The sequence below is a fragment of the Mixta sp. Marseille-Q2659 genome (genome assembly GCF_940807255.1).
Lineage (GTDB): Bacteria > Pseudomonadota > Gammaproteobacteria > Enterobacterales > Enterobacteriaceae > Mixta.
In genome coordinates, this window is record NZ_CALNWY010000036.1 from 1 (window position 1) to 18,446 (window position 18,446).

General features: G+C 56.6%; 13 protein-coding genes and 2 tRNA genes. 5 read left to right on the plus strand and 10 right to left on the minus strand.

The features are described from left to right. The 4 genes from rlmM to P3C52_RS18385 all read right to left on the minus strand — a co-directional run. The coding region (gene rlmM, locus P3C52_RS18370) for a 23S rRNA (cytidine(2498)-2'-O)-methyltransferase RlmM (RefSeq protein ID WP_275556355.1) at positions 1–910 on the minus strand (910 nt) is incomplete at its 3' end. Next, on the minus strand, positions 903–1,298 hold the full coding sequence (locus P3C52_RS18375) for a DUF423 domain-containing protein (protein WP_275556356.1): 396 nt from the start codon (positions 1,296–1,298) through the stop codon (positions 903–905). The genes rlmM and P3C52_RS18375, both read right to left, overlap by 8 nt. Positions 1,299–1,354: 56 nt before the next feature. Beyond that, positions 1,355–2,272: a glycine cleavage system transcriptional regulator GcvA gene (gene gcvA / locus P3C52_RS18380; protein WP_275556357.1), complete on the minus strand. Its 918-nt coding sequence runs from the start codon at positions 2,270–2,272 to the stop codon at positions 1,355–1,357. Positions 2,273–2,615: 343 nt separating this feature from the next. Then, positions 2,616–2,840: a YgdI/YgdR family lipoprotein gene (locus tag P3C52_RS18385; protein ID WP_275556358.1), complete on the minus strand. Its 225-nt coding sequence runs from the start codon at positions 2,838–2,840 to the stop codon at positions 2,616–2,618. A gap of 217 nt (positions 2,841–3,057) precedes the next feature. Here P3C52_RS18385 and csdA point away from each other — a divergent pair, with 217 nt between their 5' ends. Together csdA and csdE are read left to right on the plus strand one after the other, a co-directional pair. Further along, entirely contained in the window at positions 3,058–4,263 is a 1,206-nt protein-coding gene (gene csdA, locus P3C52_RS18390; RefSeq protein ID WP_275556359.1) for a cysteine desulfurase CsdA, read from the plus strand. Between the two features lie 5 nt (positions 4,264–4,268). Continuing rightward, complete coding sequence (gene csdE, locus P3C52_RS18395) at positions 4,269–4,730, plus strand: cysteine desulfurase sulfur acceptor subunit CsdE (RefSeq protein WP_275556360.1); 462 nt, start codon at positions 4,269–4,271, stop codon at positions 4,728–4,730. On the opposite strand, the gene tcdA is transcribed toward csdE, so the two are convergent. Next, complete coding sequence (gene tcdA, locus P3C52_RS18400) at positions 4,696–5,496, minus strand: tRNA cyclic N6-threonylcarbamoyladenosine(37) synthase TcdA (RefSeq protein WP_275556361.1); 801 nt, start codon at positions 5,494–5,496, stop codon at positions 4,696–4,698. The genes csdE and tcdA overlap by 35 nt on opposite strands. 56 nt (positions 5,497–5,552) lie before the next feature. Next, the gene (gene mltA, locus P3C52_RS18405; RefSeq protein WP_275556362.1) at positions 5,553–6,704 is read right to left on the minus strand and encodes a murein transglycosylase A; all 1,152 of its coding nucleotides are present in this window, start codon (positions 6,702–6,704) and stop codon (positions 5,553–5,555) included. Positions 6,705–6,906: 202 nt separating this feature from the next. On the opposite strand from mltA, the gene P3C52_RS18410 reads away from it, so the two are divergent. Continuing rightward, a tRNA-Met gene (locus tag P3C52_RS18410) sits at positions 6,907–6,983 on the plus strand. A 50-nt stretch (positions 6,984–7,033) separates the two neighbouring features. Continuing rightward, positions 7,034–7,110, plus strand: a tRNA-Met gene (locus P3C52_RS18415). Between the two features lie 89 nt (positions 7,111–7,199). Here P3C52_RS18415 and amiC read toward each other — a convergent pair. Beyond that, positions 7,200–8,441, minus strand: coding sequence for an N-acetylmuramoyl-L-alanine amidase AmiC (amiC, locus tag P3C52_RS18420; RefSeq protein ID WP_275556363.1), 1,242 nt, complete (start codon positions 8,439–8,441; stop codon positions 7,200–7,202). A gap of 231 nt (positions 8,442–8,672) precedes the next feature. Between amiC and argA the strand changes: the two genes are divergently transcribed. After that, the gene (argA, locus tag P3C52_RS18425) at positions 8,673–10,001 is read left to right on the plus strand and encodes an amino-acid N-acetyltransferase (RefSeq protein WP_275556364.1); all 1,329 of its coding nucleotides are present in this window, start codon (positions 8,673–8,675) and stop codon (positions 9,999–10,001) included. A gap of 48 nt (positions 10,002–10,049) precedes the next feature. Here argA and recD read toward each other — a convergent pair whose 3' ends face one another. The 3 genes from recD to ptrA are packed head-to-tail and all read right to left on the minus strand — an operon-like array spanning position 10,050 to position 18,333. Further along, complete coding sequence (gene recD, locus P3C52_RS18430; protein ID WP_275556365.1) at positions 10,050–11,906, minus strand: exodeoxyribonuclease V subunit alpha; 1,857 nt, start codon at positions 11,904–11,906, stop codon at positions 10,050–10,052. After that, on the minus strand, positions 11,903–15,445 hold the full coding sequence (gene recB, locus P3C52_RS18435; RefSeq protein WP_275556366.1) for an exodeoxyribonuclease V subunit beta: 3,543 nt from the start codon (positions 15,443–15,445) through the stop codon (positions 11,903–11,905). Before recB ends, recD begins: the two co-directional genes overlap by 4 nt. Further along, entirely contained in the window at positions 15,442–18,333 is a 2,892-nt protein-coding gene (gene ptrA / locus P3C52_RS18440) for a pitrilysin (RefSeq protein ID WP_275556367.1), read from the minus strand. The genes recB and ptrA overlap by 4 nt, the downstream gene beginning before the upstream one ends. Between the last annotated feature and the right edge of the window lie 113 nt (positions 18,334–18,446).

Sequence of the window (18,446 nt, forward strand, 5' to 3'; positions counted from 1 at the left end):
GCAGGTGACGCATCATCGCGAGGATGGCTTTAAGTTCCGACCCACGCGCAGCAACATTAGCTGGGTGGTGTGCCACCATATCGCACACCACCCAGCTAATGTTGCTGCGCGTGGGTCGGAACTTAAAGCCATCCTCGCGATGATGCGTCACCTGCCCGGTATCCATCAGACTTGGGGCCATCGGGCCATTATCTACCGCATGCACCATCATGCTGCGTTTCACCAGCTGATAAGTCCAGCCCCCCGGACAGGCACCTAAATCAACCGCATACATCCCGCTCGCCAGACGCTCATCCCACTCGTCGGCAGGAATAAACACGTGAAACGCCTCTTCCAGTTTCAGCGTAGAACGGCTGGGCGCATCGGCAGGAAACTTCAGGCGCGGAATGCCCATAAAAAACGGCGAATTATTATCAGGATAGGAATAACCGACATAACAATGGCCGGAGGCGATAAAAAAGACGTGAATAACGGGCCGCTTCGCACTCTCATAATTCAGCAAACTATTCTGCTGACGCAGCGCCGCACGCAGCGGCACGGTAAACTTGCGGCAAAACTTCAGCAGCTCCTTCGCCTCATTGGTATCCGGCACCTCAACCCGCAGATCGCCGCCCTTCTCTACCACGCCGTTCAACATGCCGGCAACCGGCGAAATACGATCTTCCGGCGGTAAATCACGTAACAGCTCGCCAACCACCACCATCTGACGGGCAAAAATCAGATCGCTAAACGGCAGCTCGCGCGCCAGCTTATCGGCATCAGCGGCTTCATAACATTCAAACAGCACATAGCCCGCGTTCTCTTTTACGCGCGCAAAACCGTAAACCTCACGCTGCGCCGCCTTATCCGTAATCTCCGCCGCACACTCTTTCTCAAAACCGGAACGGCAATACAACAACACTTTATTCATGGCGATCTGCCTTTCTCTTCAGACGCAGCGCGCCAATTAACATTAAAATCCAACCAATCAGAAAACAGGTGCCGCCCACCGGCGTAATAAACACCCACATCTTCAAATGCGACAGCGCCAGACAATAAAGACTGCCGCTAAACAGCACCACGCCTAAAGCCAGAAACGCGCTGCTCCAGTAAAACCATATATTGGCGCGACGCAGCATCGCCGCGGCCAGACCGATAATAGCCAGCGTATGCCAGGCCTGATAATCGAGCCCGGTATGGATCCAGGCCATTTCTGTCGGCCCTAAAGACTGACTAAGTACGTGCGCACCAAATGCGCCAAAAGCGACAAAGAAAAAACCGCTGATGGCAGAAAAAATTAACATTGCACGACTGGACATCGAACGATCCTCGTTAACATCACGCGCCGGGTCACTCCGTCGCGGGGAATCAGGTTTTAACTGGCATAGCGGAAGCGAAACTTCTCTTGTTCGCTTGCGGCTTTAGCCAGAATCCATTGTCGAAAGGCGGCTATTTTACCCAGTTCTGCCTGGCTGTCATGACAAACCAGATAAAAAGCATTCTTACTCACTAACACATCATTAAACGGGCAGACCAAACGCCCCGCCTCGATCTCACTTTGCGCCATCACATTATTCGCCAGCGCCACGCCCTGGCCATGAATCGCCGCCTGCAGCACCATCGCGCTATGGCTGAAAATGGGGCCCTGCTGCACATTAATGTGCTGCAAGCCTAGCTGACGTGTATAGGATTGCCAGTCGCGGCGCGAAGCGTCATGCAGCAACGTCATATGCTCCAGATCGGCAGGCGTTTTCAATGGCTTATCACCGGTCAGCAACTGCGGCGAACAGACCGGCAGCAGATATTCCGCATACAGTTTCTCCACGCGCAACCCCGGCCAGTTGCCACGGCCATAAAAAATCGCCACATCAACATCGTCGGCCAGCTTCTCCTCCTCCCGGTCTACCGCCTGGATACGCACATCGATTCCCGGATAAGCTGAGTTAAAGCTGGAAAGACGCGGCACCAGCCACTGAATGGCAAAACTCGGCAGCAGGCTAACCGTCAGTGCGCCCTTGGCGCTGCGCGCCTGAAGCTTGCGCGTCGCATCGTTGAGCGCCGAGAAAATCTCCTTAATATCCAGATAGTAGCTTTGACCTTCCTCGGTCAGTAAAAGCGAACGATTACGCCGCCGAAACAGCTTCAGACCGAGAAAATCTTCCAAAGATTTAATCTGATGGCTTACAGCCGCCTGGGTGACAAACAGCTCCTCAGCCGCTTTGGTAAAGCTGAGATGCCGCGCTGCTGCATCAAAAACGCGCAGGGCATTTAAGGGTGGAAGACGTTTTGACATGGTTTACAAACCCTGGCTGAAACACTTTGACGTAACCCGACAATGTCGCGTTACGTATTAGATTTTTTTATCCGAGCCATTATAAATTGTCCGTTGAGGAAGCTCCAGCAAATACCTATAGTTGCCGCACTTCCTGAGCCGGAACGAAAAGTTTTTCAGAATAGGTGGGAAACTGCTGATTTCAGAGGACTTTTGGCTTGTGGTCGTGATGTTGTGTTTGCAATTTGATCTGACGCTTTTCGGATCGGGTAGCTCAGCTACCGTTTATTCCTGTAGATTTACCCTGTCTGTCCATAGTGATTTTAATAGCACCGCAAATTGCGGTGCTTTTTTTTGCTCTGAATTACTGGCCCATCTCAACCATTTCTTTCACGTCAGCGCGGTTAATCTGCTGCTCATTGCCCTGCGCGTCTTTATAGCTGATCATACCGGTGTCATCGTCTACCATAGGCTTACCATCAGTAACAATGGTGCGGCCATCATTGGTATGCATCACATAATTGCTGGAACAGGCTGCTAAAGTAAAAGTCATGGCACAGGCGGCCAATACTGCGGCGAGTTTTTTCATTTTCTATCTCCTTGCAGATTAAATGCGATAAACCATCCGTCAGGGTCAGCCAGCGCGAAGGTGATGCGGTAACCTGTACGGACTGGCTAATCGGCGGTAAACAGTTTAAACCTTGCCTTTTCAGCATAATCCGGTTTTGCTGATTCGCCAGTGGCTTAGAAGATTTTCGACCTGTTCCTGGCGACTGACGCCAGACAACTATTGTAATGAGAAGCGCATGACCTTATTCCATCCCGTCCAGTTCCGTCAGCAGTTTCCGGCGCTGGCCGACGCCGCTGTTTATCTGGACAGCGCCGCCACCGCGCTCAAGCCGCAGGCGGTTATCGAGGCGACTCAGCATTACTACAGCCTGAGCGCCGGTACCGTTCATCGCAGCCAATATGCCGCCGCGCGTAAACTGACCGAACGCTATGAAAGCGCGCGCGCGCAAGTTGCCCGTCTGATCAATGCACCAAATTCACAGGCAATCATCTGGACGCGCGGCACCACCGAAGCGATCAACCTGGTGGCGCAGAGCGGATTAAGACCTTTATTAAAGCCCGGCGACGAAATTTTGGTCAGCGAGGCGGAACATCACGCTAACCTGGTGCCCTGGCTAATGGTGGCGGAGCAGACCGGCGCGCGCGTAGTGAAATGGCCGCTGGGCGAGGATCGCCTGCCGGATATGACCCTGCTGCCCACGCTGCTGAATGAAAAGACGCGCCTGCTGGCGCTGGGGCAAATGTCCAACGTTACCGGCGGCTGTCCCGATCTGGCGCAGGCGATTCAACTGGCGCATGAAGCCGGCGCGAAAGTCATGATCGACGGCGCGCAAGGCGTGGTGCATTGTCCGCCAGACGTGCAGGCGCTGGACATCGATTTTTACGCCTTTTCCGCCCATAAGCTTTACGGACCGATGGGCATCGGCGCGCTGTATGGCAAGCCTGAACTGCTGGAAGCGATGTCGCCCTGGCAGGGCGGCGGGAAAATGCTGAGCCAGGTGGATTTCAGTGGCTTTACGCCGCAGCCGGTGCCCTGGCGTTTTGAAGCGGGCACGCCGAATGTGGCGGGCGTTATCGGTTTAAGCGCGGCGCTGGAGTGGCTGGAAGATATTGATACCGAAGCCGCAGAACGCTGGAGCCGCAGCCTGGCGACGCTGGCGGAAGAACAGCTACGCGCCATTCCCGGCTTTCGCAGTTTTCGCTGCGGCGAATCCAGCCTGCTCTCTTTTGATATCGCTGGCGTCCATCACAGCGATGTCGTCACGCTGCTGGCAGAAAGTGGCGTAGCAGTTCGCGCCGGACAACACTGCGCCCAGCCGTTAATGGCGGCGCTCGGCGTCAGCGGCACGCTGCGTGCCTCATTCGCCCCTTATAACAGCCTGCAGGATGTCGATGCGCTGGTGCGCGCCATCCATAACGCCATCACTTTACTGGCCGAGTAACTACTATGACGCTTATTGCTCCGCATCCCTTTGCTGAACTGATCACTATCGCATCATTAAAAGAGAAATTCGCCGCCTGTCGCGGCTGGGAAGAGCGCTACCGCCAGCTGATTCTGCTGGGCAAACAGCTGCCCGCGCTGCCGGAGACGTTAAAAAATGCGCAAATTGAGCTGAGCGGCTGTGAAAACCGCGTCTGGCTGGGCCATCAGCGTTTATCTGACGGCTCACTGCATTTTTACGGCGATAGCGAAGGCCGCATCGTGCGCGGTTTGCTGGCGGTGCTGCTGACCGCGGTAGAGCGGCAGCAGCCGGAAACATTACTTCAGCAGGATCCGTTACAGCTGTTTGATGAGCTGGGGCTGCGCGAACAGCTGAGCGCGTCGCGCAGCAGCGGGCTGGATGCGCTGGCACGCGCGGTGCGGGCAGCGGCAGCTAACCCTGACGCGCCTTTGCCAGCATCTTCTTAAGTACGTGCGACACGGCCACAAAACCAAAGGTGGCCGTTACCATGGTTGCCGCGCCAAAACCTGCGGCGCAATCCATCCGCTTCGGCCCTTCCGCCGTGCTGCGCGAGGCGCAAACGCTGCCATCCGGCTGCGGATAGACCAGCGCTTCGGTCGAAAATACGCAGTCGATGCCCAGCTTACCTTTGCTGTTTTTCACGATATTAAAATCGTGCTTCAGCCGCTCACGTAGCTTCGCGGCCAGAGGATCCTGAATCGTCTTCGCCAGATCGCTGACCTGAATTTGCGTCGGATCGATCTGCCCGCCCGCGCCGCCGGTGGTCACCACCGGAATTTTATTACGACGACACCAGGCCAGCAGCGCCGCTTTCGGACGCACGCTGTCAATCGCATCAATCACATAGCTGTAGCCTGCGCTCATCAGTTCGGCGGTATTATCCGGCGTGATAAAGTCATCGACGCAGTTCACCGTGCATTCCGGGTTAATTGCCAGAATACGCTCGGCCATCACTTCCGTTTTCGCCTTGCCCACGTTGCCCTGTAAAGCATGAATCTGGCGGTTGGTGTTGGTGATGCAGACATCATCCATATCGATCAGCGTAATGCTGCCGATACCGGTGCGCGCCAGCGCTTCCGCCGCCCATGAGCCGACGCCGCCAATACCAATCACGCAGACATGCGCATCGGCAAACAGCTGCAATGCGTCCTGACCATAGAGACGCGCCGTACCGCCAAAGCGCTGCCGCCAGGCGTCAGAGAGAACTCGCATGAAATAACCTTTGTTGATAATCAATAGCGGGCCAGAACGGCCCGCCACGAAGAAGTTTACCGGCTGGCGCTGACCAGCATTGAACCATTCTGGTCGTTTTGCGCCTTGCTGAACAGCGTTGTGCCCGTGCCGGGCGCGCTGCGCAGCACCCAAACACGGCCATAATGATTAAAGAAGCCAGCCATATGTCCCGCTTCCGGGCCGATACCCTGATAAATATCAAAGTGCTGGCCCTTAATTGCGCCGCCCACATCCAGCGCCACCATCAGGCGCATCTCATACTTGCCGGTAAATTTGCCGTCATTATTTAACAGCGGTACCTCCGCCAGCAGCACCGTTCCCGGCGGGATCAGCGAGCGATCGGCGGCAACGGAGGCTTTTGCAATCAGCGGCACCGCGCTGGCGCCGCGCACCGGCGTAAAGTTTTCCGGCTTAAAGAAAACGAAAGAGTTATTGGTTTCCAGCAGTTCGCGCACTTCGGCCGGACTGTGTTCATCGGCCCACTTGCGGATCGCCTGCATCGACATATCTTCGCGCTTCACTTCGCCGCGATCGATCAGCTCTTTACCGACGCTGTGATAGGCCCAGCCATTCTTACCGGCATAGCCAAAGAACATCAGCGGACGGCCATCACCGTAATCCACATAGCCGCTGCCCTGCACATCCATAATAAAGTTGTCCATCAGCGAATTGCTGTAGCCAATCACGTAGCGATCGTCCAGCGCGCCGCTGTAGATCTGCGCCCGGCTTGGCAACTTGCGTCCTTTACTGCGCGGCGGCATCCGGTAGAGCGGATACTGGAATTCTCCCTGACGCGTATAACGCGCCTGGATCACTGGCGTGTAGTAACCGGTAAACTGGACGTTGCCGTAATTATCGACGCCTTCCATCTGGTACGCGTCGAGACCAAACAGCCGCAGCTGGCGCGTATCGCCGCCTGCCAGTAGCCAGTTCTCAATAGCGTTATAGGTATTGCTTTGACGTGTATATAAAGAAGAAGAGGCGAAGCGAATTTCACTTACCTGATCGCCAAAGTCTTTACCATTAACCGGACGCCCTTTGGCGTTCGGCTGATTGACCAGCGTCAGAGGCTGCTCGATTTTGCCATCTTTATATTGCTGACCGCGATCGGTCGGCTTAGAGGAACATCCTGCCAGCAGCGCCAACAGCGCGCCTGTTACCCAATACTTTGTCCAACGTCCTTTCATTGCATTCTCACCTCAGCTGCTTGCAGGGCAAGATAGCAAAGGGGTTATAAGAATGAAATGCGTTACCGGAAAAAGAGTCGCGCCTTTTGTTTAAGAAATCAGCAAGGCGCGGTTATATTCAACAATCGGCAGGATTATTCCAACTAATTTTCAAAAAGGGGTTGCATCATAAATCGGTAAGAGTATAGTGCGCTTCCACGGACGCGGGATGGAGCAGCCTGGTAGCTCGTCGGGCTCATAACCCGAAGGTCGTCGGTTCAAATCCGGCTCCCGCAACCAATTAAGCAGTACACAATAAGCTTGTCGTGACGGAAGCGACAACATCCGGACGCGGGATGGAGCAGCCTGGTAGCTCGTCGGGCTCATAACCCGAAGGTCGTCGGTTCAAATCCGGCTCCCGCAACCAATCATTAAAACACCCCTAAGGGTGTTTTTTTGTATCTGGCGTTTGGCAAATCTGCCGGTTCAGGCCCCAACGCCCTCCCCGACCTGTTCTTATTTATGGTGCGCCAGCGCCGCCCCTTTCGAAAAGTACGCCTTGATCCCTTCCAGAATCGCCTCAGCAACCTGCTGCTGATAACGTGCGGTGCGTAACTTGCGCTCTTCCGCCGGATTACTGATAAAGGCCGTTTCCACCAGGATCGACGGAATATCAGGCGCCTTCAGTACTGCAAAGCCCGCCTGATCCACGCTGCGCTTGTGCAGATGGTTGATTTTTCCGATGCGCGTCAGCACTTCCTTGCCGAACTTCAGGCTGTCATTAATGGTCTGGCTCTGCACCATATCGAACATCGTATGATCAAGATAGCGGTCGCCGCTCTTGCTGACGCCGCCGATAAGATCCGATTCGTTCTGCGTCTGCGCCAGAAAACGCGCCGCCGCTGAGGTCGCGCCTTTGGTGGAAAGCGCAAACACCGAGGAGCCGCGCGCCGCCCGGCTGGTAAAGGCATCGGCGTGAATCGAGACAAACAGATCGGCCCGCTGTTTACGCGCCTTCGCTACCCGCACTTTTAACGGAATAAAGACGTCCTCATTGCGCGTCATATAGGCGCGCATCTTCGGCTCTTTGTCGATCAGCGCCTTCAGGCGACGGCCAATTTTCAGCACGATATCTTTTTCACGTGTTTTATGCAGTCCATGCGCGCCGGGATCTTCGCCGCCGTGACCCGGATCGATCATGATAACGATCGGACGATCCCGACCCGCTTTGCCGGGCAGCGGCGCCTCAGCAGGCTGCGTGCGCTCCAGCTCGCCCTGATTATAATCTTTCAACAACGCCAGCAGCGGATCGTCCTGCGTATCGTGCGCCGAATAGAGATCGACCACCAGACGATGTTTAAAACCGGCCACTGGCGCGAGAGTAAACAGCCGCGGCGCCACGTTCTGCTTCAGTTCCAGCACGATGCGCACGGTATTTTTATCAAACTGTCCGACGCGCGCCGTTTTGATATAGGGATCGTTTTTCTGCACCAGCCTTCCCACGCCTTTCAGCACATGATTCAGATGCAGATTTTCAATATCGATGACCACGCGTTCAGGATTGCTCAGCGCGAACTGCTTATATTTCAGGGCCACGCTTGATTCAATGGTCAGGCGGGAATAGCTGGAAGAAGGCCAGATGCGCACTGCAACAATATGGCTGGCCGCCAGTCCAACCCGACTGACGCTCAGTAACCACATCGCTCCAGCGCCCTGTAACAGCCGACGGCGGCTGATAACGGGTTTTGATTCGGACATGCCGCTCCGGGTACTGTGTTGTGTCTAAAAAAAAGCCAGAAAAAAATATGGCGAAAACTTTAACCTAATCGCTTTTATGCTGTCACTCGGAAAAACCCATTAAATGCAGCCTGTTAAGCTTATTAACTGATTGTGAAAAATGCTACGTCGTTATAAAAGCTGCTTGCACTCCGGGCAACAAAAGAATAAAAATACATAAAAATCGAATATTCATGCAAAAGAGGGTTTGCCGTGAAGGAACGTAGCACCGCACTGGTTCAGGGTTTTCGTCATTCCGTTCCCTATATCAATGCCCATCGAGGTAAAACCTTTGTCATTATGCTCAGCGGCGAAGCCATCGAGCATGACAACTTTTCCAGCATAGTTAACGATATTGGCCTGCTGCATAGCTTAGGTATTCGGCTGGTGGTGGTGTACGGCGCTCGTCCGCAGATCGATGCCAATCTGGCGGAGCATCAGCTGGAGCCGATTTATCACAAACATACTCGTGTGACCGATGCGCAATCCCTTGAACTGGTCAAACAGGCTGCCGGTCGTTTGCAGCTGGATATTACCGCTCGCCTTTCAATGAGCCTGAGCAATACGCCGCTACAGGGCGCGCATATTAATGTGGTGAGCGGCAACTTCATTATTTCGCAGCCGCTGGGCGTGGATGACGGCATCGATTATTGCCACAGCGGACGTATTCGCCGTATCGACGAAGAGGCGATCCATCGCCAGCTTGATAGCGACGCTATCGTCCTGATTGGCCCGGTTGCGGTTTCGGTGACCGGCGAAAGCTTTAACCTGACCTCGGAAGAGGTCGCGACCCAGTTGGCAATTAAGCTGAAGGCGGAAAAGATGATCGGCTTCTGCTCTGAGCAGGGCGCGACGGATGATGAAGGCAATATTATTTCCGAGCTTTTCCCGAACGATGCGCAGGCGCGTATTGAAACGCTGGAGCAGCGCGGCGATTACCTCTCCGGTACGGTGCGCTTTCTGCGCGGCGCGGTGAAGGCCTGCCGCAGCGGCGTGCGGCGCAGCCACCTGATCAGCTATCAGGAAGATGGTGCGCTGCTGCAGGAACTGTTCTCTCGTGACGGCATCGGTACGCAAATCGTGATGGAGTCCGCCGAGCAGATCCGCCGCGCGACCATCAACGATATCGGCGGCATTCTGGAGCTGATTCGTCCGCTGGAGCAGCAGGGCATTCTGGTACGTCGCTCGCGCGAACAGCTGGAGATGGAGATCGATAAATTCACTATTATCGAGCGCGATAATCTGACTATCGCCTGTGCGGCGCTCTATCCTTTCCCGGATGAGCAAATCGGTGAGATGGCCTGCGTGGCGGTACATCCTGATTACCGCAGTTCGTCACGTGGCGAAATGCTGCTACAGCGCGTGGCCCTGCAGGCGCGCCAGCTGGGACTGAAAAAGTTGTTTGTATTAACCACGCGCAGTATTCACTGGTTTCAGGAGCGCGGCTTTACGCCGGTTGATATTGAGCTGCTGCCGGAAAGCAAAAAGCAGATGTATAACTACCAGCGCCGCTCTAAAGTGCTGATGGCCGATCTGACCTGAACTACGCCAAAACAAGCCCGGCATTCGCCGGGCCTGCTATTTTCTACCTTAAATGAAAATTTCCTGATGCGGCGCGCACAGACGCTCCACCAGCCCGCTGCGCCGCTGCGTGCGCACCGCCACCGCGCGGGCAAAAATCTGCCGATCGGTATACAGCGTTAACTGACTGCGTGCGCGGGTAATCGCAGTATAAACCAGCTCGCGTGTCAGCACCGGCAAATAGTGATTCGGCAGCACCAGCGCTGTATGGTCGAACTCTGAACCCTGCGATTTATGCACGGTCATTGCCCAGGCGGTATCATGCGGCGGCAAACGGCTCGGCTGCACCGCTTTGATGGAACCGTCCGGCAGCGGAAAAAAGACTTTTAACACGCCGCTGCGATCGTTCATCGCCACGCCAATATCGCCGTTAAACAGCCCCAGCGCGCTGTCGTTGCGGGCGATCATCACCGGACGCCCAACATACCAGCGGCTTTGCGCCTGCGGCCGACGGATGCGGCGCTGCTTCAGCAGCAGACGCTCGATGCGTTCGTTTAAGCCCGCCACGCCGAACGGCCCTTCGCGCAGTGCGCAGAGCAGCCGGTAACGCGCAAACGCCGCCAGCACCTCTTCCGCTTCCGCGTTGCGCTGCAGCAGCGTTAAATACTCCTCATAACCAGCGATACCCTGCTCCAGCAGCTGCTGATAATGTTCCGCATTGCTCAACTCGCTGCGGCAAATATCTGTAAAGCCTGCACCAAAGACTTTTTCCGCCGCTCTGGCATCACCGGCGTTTACCGCCTGCGCCAGCTGACCGATGCCGGAACGGGCATCGAAACGATAGCTCTTGCGCAGCAGACAAATACTGTCGCGCACGCCCGGCATATCGTCACCGTCTGCGCCGTCCAGCTGGCAGCCAGTTAGCTGCTGTAGCTGTCGGGCGCGCGCCGTGCTGTAACCCGCCTCGGCGCAGCGGCAAATATCACCCAGCACCGCGCCCGCCTCCACCGAGGCCAGCTGATCGCGATCGCCAAGAAAAATAACGCGTGCGTGCTGCGGCAGCGCGGCGATCAAATTCGCCATCATCGGCAAATCGACCATCGACGCCTCATCAACCACCAGCACATCGAGATGTAGCGGATTGCCGGCATGGTAGCGCAGACGCTGGCTGTTGGGCTGAGCCCCAAGCAGACGATGCAGCGTCGTTGCCTCCTCCGGGAAGGCGGCGCGCTCTTTTTCACTCAGCGTCAGCGCCTGCAGCGCCTTGCCCAGCGACTCCGTCAGACGGGCAGCCGCTTTACCGGTCGGCGCGGCCAGCCGAATGCGCAATTTTTGCTGTGAAAGCCGAATCAGCGCCGCCAGCAGTTTGGCGACGGTGGTGGTTTTACCGGTGCCGGGCCCGCCGGAAATCACCGAAATATGGCGGGTTATCGCCACGGCGGCGGCCACTTTTTGCCAGTCATCGGGACGATCGCCGAACAGCTCCTGCAATACCTGCTGCAAATCGGCGTCATTAAAGGCGGGCGCAGGCTGCTCCGTGGCGATAAAACGCGCCACGTGCCCTTCGCCGCGCCACATTCGGTGCAGATAGAGCCGCTGCTGCGCCACCACCAGCGGCGTGGATTTTGAGCCATCGCTGACCGCGTGGCTTTGCAACAGCAGCCGCTGCCAGTCCTCCGGTTCTCCAGACGCCTGCCAGATTTCCGCCGCCAGTTCCGGCTGCCGTCCGTCAAACAGTTGACCGTCACGAAAATGATCGAGCGGCAGGCAAACGTGCCCTTCTCCCGCTTCGGCGCTAACGCAGGCCGCCGCCAGCATCAGCGCCGGTTGTTCATCGTCCGCCAGCATATGGGCGAACTGCAAATCCAGCGCGCGTATCAGGCGCTTATCCACCGCCTCGCGCAGCAACTCGCTCATTTTTCTCATTTCGCTTCCACCTTGTCTCCGCTAAACAGGCGATCCAGCGCCATGACAAATTCCGCCTCTGGACGATGATAAAACACGCCGTTTTCACTGGCGCTGCCGTCCATCCCGCGTAAAAACAGGTAAAACACGCCGCCGAAGTGACGCTCATAATCGTAATCCGCTACACGATGACCCAAATAGCGGTGCAGCGCCAGCGTATAAAGCTGATACTGCAAATCGTAGCGGTGGCTAATCATCGCCTCGGCCATCGCCTGCGGCGTATAAGCGTCGCTCTCTTCGCCCAGCCAGTTCGATTTATAATCCAGCAAATAATATTTTCCCTGCCAGCAGAACACCAAATCGATAAAGCCTTTCAGCATCCCCTGCACCTGCTGAAAATTCAGCTCAGGGGCGCGCGCCGACAGGCTGTCATGCTGACGCATAACCGCATCCAGCGCTGGCGCGGTCAGCATTTGATCGACAGGCAGATAAAACTCCAGTTCGACCAGATAATGGCCCGGCGACAATCCCGCCAGATGAATACCGGCCTGGTTAAGCGGCGTTTGCAATACGCGGCGAATCCACTCAGAGAGCATCGGCAGCCACTGTTCGCCAAAACCTGCCAGCTGAAGCTGTTCCGCCAGCCAGGCTTCATCCGGCGGCTGGCTAAAATCGAGCGTTTCAAACAGGCCGTGCAGGAAAGTGCCTGGCGAAGCGCCGCGCGGAAAGGTATGCGGCGTCAGCGCCGGTACAGCCACATCAGCCGTTTCGCCCGCCGCATCAATATCAAAGCGCGGCGCCAGGTCGAGCGCGACCGACGGGCCATGCTGTTGCAGGCCAGAATAGCTGGTCACGCGCCAGTGATCCTGCAGAGGCCGCGAAATAAGCGGGCTTTCCAGCTCCGGCATCGGGTCGCCTTCCGGCTGCCAACTGTCCTCTGCCGTCTCTTCAGGCGTCGCGACTGCTATCGCTTCATTGCATAAACCGTGCAGCGCTTCCTGCAATCCGCTGGCGCTTAAGGTCTCGCCGCGCTGAACCAGGTAGCCAATCGCGCTTTTATGCAGATCGCTGTTGCCCTCTTTCTTCCGGTTGCCCTTAATCAGGGGCGCAATGCCGATGCTGCAATGGTAAACCGAGCGGGTCAGCGCCACGTACAGCAGACGCAAATCTTCCGCCAGCCGCTCCTGTTCGGCCAGCGCCAGGCTCTCTTCGTCATCGCTCAGATCCAGCAGCGCCTGAAAAGTTTCGCGATCGTGATAAAGCCCCTGCGCCGCTTCGCGGAAATTGGCGGCAAAAGGCAGCCACACCAGCGGATATTCCAGCCCTTTGGATTTATGGATAGTCACAATCTGCACCAGGTGGCGATCGCTTTCGAGACGCAGCTGCTGGCTGGCGGCCTGATGGTTAGGCTGGGCAATCTGCTGCGCCAGCCAGCGTACCAGCGCATGTTCACTGTCGAGCTGCGCGGCCGCTTCCTGTAGCAGTTCGCCAAGGTGCAGTAGATCGGTCAGGCGGCGCTCGCCGCTTTCCGAAGCCAGCAGATTTTCCGCGATATGACGCCGTGTCATTAGCTCACGCAGCATCGGCAGTACGCCGCGTTGCTGCCAGCGCTGACGATAGGCGGCAAACTCTTCCACCACCGCATCCCAGCGCTCTTCATCCTGACTCATGGCGTCGATAGTCAGCGCATCCAGCCCAAGAATACTGGTGGCCAGCGCGCTGCGCAGCGTACGCTCCAGTTCCGGGGCCAGCACCGCCTGCAACAGCCAGAGCAGTTCGCGCGCTTCCGGTGTGCTAAACACGCTGTCGCGATTGGAGAGATAGACGGAGGGGATATTGAGTTTTTCCAGCGCGTCGCGTATTACCGCCGCCTCGCTGCGGCTGCGCACCAGAACGGTAATATCCGCCGCGCTGACCGCCCGCAGATTGCCCTGCTTACCGATCAGCGCCTCGCCGCGCAGCCCGGCCTGCAGCCAGTGCAGGATCTCCGCCGCGCACTGCGTCGCCATCCACTGCTGGTATTCGCTGACGCCCACGCCATCGCCAGGCTGCAGCCAGAAACGCAGCGCGGGCTGCTCCGCGCCGTCAAGATGAAAGCCGCGCGTCTGGTTCGGCGGCGCAGAGCTAACCTCAATAAAGGGAATCTGGTTAAACAGAAAAGGATTGTCCAGCCGGGCAAATAACTGGTTAACGCTGTTTACCATGGCTGGCGACGAGCGCCAGTTGGTATCCAGCGTATAGTGGGCGCTGACTTCGCTACGGGCACGCATATAGGTAAAAATATCCGCGCCGCGAAATGCGTAAATCGCCTGCTTGGGATCGCCAATCAATAGCAGCGCGTTTTCCGGCTGGGCAATATAGAGCTGCCGGAAAATACGATACTGCTGCGGATCGGTATCCTGGAATTCGTCGATCAGCGCCACCGGATAACGGGCGCGAATCGCCTGCGCCAGCATCTCTCCTCCCGGCTGATGCAGCGCCTCATCCAGGCGGCTGAGCAAGTCGTCAAAACCGAGCAGCGCGCGCAGCTTTTTCTCTCTGCGGGTCGCTAAACGGATCTCTTCCAGCGCGCGGGCGATAATCAAATCGCGCAGCGACAGCGGTTCAGCCAGAAAAGCGTCAACAGCTTCAAACAGCGGATGGCGCGGCGGCTCGCCCTTTTTGGTTTTTTCCAGCAGTACGCTTTGGCGAAAACGCGCCAGATCCTTAGGTACCGTGTAACCTTGCGTCTCCTCTTCCACCCAGGCGGCTACATTGTTGAGCCAGGTGGGCAAGTGCTTACTACTATAGCTGCGTTTATCGACGCCTGATTTTTCAATCAGCTCGCGCAGCTCTGCCGCCGCCGCGCGCCATTGCGCCTTAAGGTTATCAATACGCGCCACGATTTTTTCATGACGCTGGGCCAGTGTTTCTTCCCCATCCGGCGCATATTTTAAGGCGGGCGATTCGCCATGCAGCCACGGCGTCAGGGTAGTAAGCAGTTGCTCCGGCCCGGTCCACTCCTGCGCAATAACTTTGGCAATAGTCAGCGGCAGCGGATAGCAGTGGCGACGCCAGAAGTCGGCGGCAGCCTGACGGCGCAATGCGGATTCATCTTCGATCAGCTGCTGTTCAAACAGCATGCCGGATTCAAAGGCGTTGAGATTCAGCATGCGCTGGCAGAAACCGTGAATGGTGAAGATCGCCGCCTCATCCATCTGGCGCTCGGCAGCAAGCAGCAGCGCCGCGGCATCGTCGCGATCGGGGATCTCCTGTATCAGCGCCGTCAACACCGGATTATTGCTGCTGCCGCGCACGCAGGCCAGCCGCAGCTCATGGATATTCTGCCGGATACGTCCGCGCAGCTCGGCGGTTGCCGCTTCGGTAAAGGTCACCACCAGGATCTCTTCGACCGAAAGCGGACGATGGAAGGCATTACCCTGCCCAAGGCCCAGTAGCAGCCGCAGGTAGAGTATGCCGATAGTAAAGGTTTTTCCGGTTCCCGCTGAAGCCTCGATAAGCCGCTCGCCATGAAGCGGCAGGGTTAATGGATCGAGGCGTTGCGGGTTGTTGTCACTCATTTCTTCTCGCTTGTCACCGGCAGCGACTGCTGTAGGCTGCTGACGTTCGGCCAGGTTTTCCAACCTTGCGGCGAGGCGTATTCAGCTTTGGTATGCTGGCTGCCAGAAATCTGCGACAGCATAGCCAGTCCCTGCTTCGCAATCACCGCCCGGTGGAAGAAATCGGCCAGGCTTTGCGGCGTCAGCGCTTTAATCTGTTCAATAACTTTTTCGCGGGTATCAAAGGTGTAGTTTTCCCGATCGAAATCTTTGCTGAAGCGTCCTGCTTCCTCGTCCAGCGTTTGCGGACGCTGTTGCAGTTCATTTATCAGCGCCGTTTGATACTGGGCGAAATCCTGCTGGCTCATTGCCCGCAGACGCTTCTCGGCGTCGGGATAGAAGGCTTCGTAGCGCTTCAGCAGCAGAGCAGGCTGTTTGCTGTTGCTTTGCAACAGGAAACCGATGCCCCACTGGCGTCCAACCGGCATCTGGAAGGTAAATACCGCATAGCCCAGCTGCTGTTGCGTACGCAGCTGGTTATAGAACCAGGGCTGAATAATCTGGCTTAGCAGCGTGCTGTTGGCGATGCTCTGATATTCGCTATAGCCAACCGGCACATAAACCGCCGCCAGCGCCGAGTCGCTGCTGCTGCCCGCTTTCTGCAGGTTCGCGCGGAGCGGCTGATCGACAGTGACATATTCGCTATGCCACCAGCTCTGGCCCTGGCACTTAAGCTGCTGTTTGACTTCGCGCGCCAGCGATTTTACCGCCTGCGGCGTCATATTCCCCACCACCAGCATCTCTGGCGTAGCCTGCTCCAGCAGTATACGGCGATAGTCGATCAGTTCCTGCAGGCTGATAGTGTCCAGCAGTTTACGGCGTTCGCTACGCTCGGTATAGGGCAGTTGCGATAACATTTGCACCGGCTGAATCGCCTGCTCAAAGGCTTTGCCTTTCTCAGCCGCATCCAGGCGCTCTTTATACCAGGATTTCGCCTGCGCCAGCAGATCTTCCGTCGGCGTGTAGCTGGCGTAGCCGTGTAGCAGTGTTATCAACAGCTTTGGCAAACGCTGGGTAAAGCCGCTGGCGCTGATGGTTACGCCATCATTTTCCGTGGTTGAAAAGCTGATGCCGCCAACCGAAGCCTGAGAACTCAGCTCATCCAGCGCCACGCCCGCCAGGTAATCATTCAGGGCGAACAGTACCTGATTGCGCGCGTTGCTCATCGCCGCCTTATTACGCAGCGCCAGCATAATATTGGCTTTCGGCTCGCTGGCGTAATACTGGCTCGGCATATAAAACGCGCGCAGGCCCGGCTCATTGATCAGCGGCTGCGGATGGGTGACCGGTTTGCCGTCTGACGAAATCAGGCTGAAGTCATCGGGGATATAGGGATTGAGTGCAGGCAGCGTCATCTTAATGTCCGCTGCCGCCTGCTGCCACTGACTGAACAGCGCGTCGCTGATTTTATCTACCTGATAAGGCGCATTCACAAAATAGGCGACTTTGTTATGCGGCTCGTTCGGGCTGATATACCAGATACGGGCGTTCTGCGGCGTCATGCCATCCAGGCGTGCTTTAATCGCGGCCGGATCGTAACGGTCGGCCAGATAAGGCGCATCCAGCGTATGCTCTACCGGTACGCGCAGCATGGTATCCACCAGCCACTCGATATAGTCCATATCACGCGTAATGGAGGGATAGCGATAATCCAGATCCAGTACGTGCGCCATTTCATCGAAATAGCGTTTATCAATGCCTTTTTCACGCAGCAGATCGAGATAACCGAAAATAGCGGCAACGACTTTATCGCGCTGCGCCAGTCCTTTATCAGTCAGGGAAACATTAATCGAGAACACGCCGCCGTTGCGTACGATAACAGGATCGGCACCGGCATCAACGGAGTCGGCCAGCCCCTGGCTCTGTAGCCAGTCGGACAGCGTATCTTTGCTGCGGTTGCCGATCAGATAGCTGATTAAGGTATCGGTTTTACTGCGGAAGCGGTCAACGTTGTTATCAATGCGGAACTCTACCCGCAGCTGCTTACGCGGCTGCGCCGGGACGTAATGAATAATGATGCCTTTCTGCTGTTCGGTCACCGCCGGAACGCTAATCACAGGCACGCTGGCCCGATGATTCTTCACCCGACCGAAGGTCTGCGCGGCGATAGTCGCCAGTTCAGGCAGCGGCTTGTTGCTGTAGATAACCGCCTTCATCAGGTTGGCTGAATAGTGCTGATGATAAAAGTTCAGCAGCGCATCGTGCAGTTTGCTGCCCGGCTTATCACGCAGCGTTTCCAGGTTACCGCCGGAAAAACGGGCGGCGGGATGCGCCGGGTTCAGCGTTTCCGCGCCAACCTGCGCCATGCGGTGTCCGTCGCGAGAGCGCGCCATCGTCATCTCGGCGTTAACCGCATGACGTTCGCGATCGGCGTTGACCGTATCCAGCAGCGGCTCGGCAATAGCGTCCGCCAGGCGATCGACGGCGGGTGCCAGCGCATCGTTTTCCACTTCCAGATAGTAAGCAGTCCGGTAAGACGCGGTACTGGCATTATGGCTGCCGCCGTGCTTTTTCAGGAACTCGGCCAGATTATCGGGCTGCGGATAGCGCTTTGAGCCCATCAGCACCATATGTTCGAGATAGTGAGCCAGGCCCAGCTGCTGTTTAGGATCGTCTAAGGATCCAATCGGCAACGTCAGGGCGGCCAGCGATTTGGTTGCCTGCGGATCGGAGACCAGCAGTACCGTCATCTCGTTATCCAGGCGAATCGCCTGATAGTGACGAGGATCTTTATCACTTTTATTAATTGTCTGTTCAACGGGCTGCCAGCCTTTATCAGCGCTGGCGGCATGGCTAAAAACGGTAAAAATCAGTAACAGACTGGCTGTCCAGACAGCGTACTTTCGCATTTAATCCCCTTGAATTTTATACCTTTTTTCCCAACACGTTGACCGCTAGCCTTCACATTATCCGGCGGATAATCGCCTCGCCGCAAAGTGTCTCCTTACGGCATAAGCTTTCG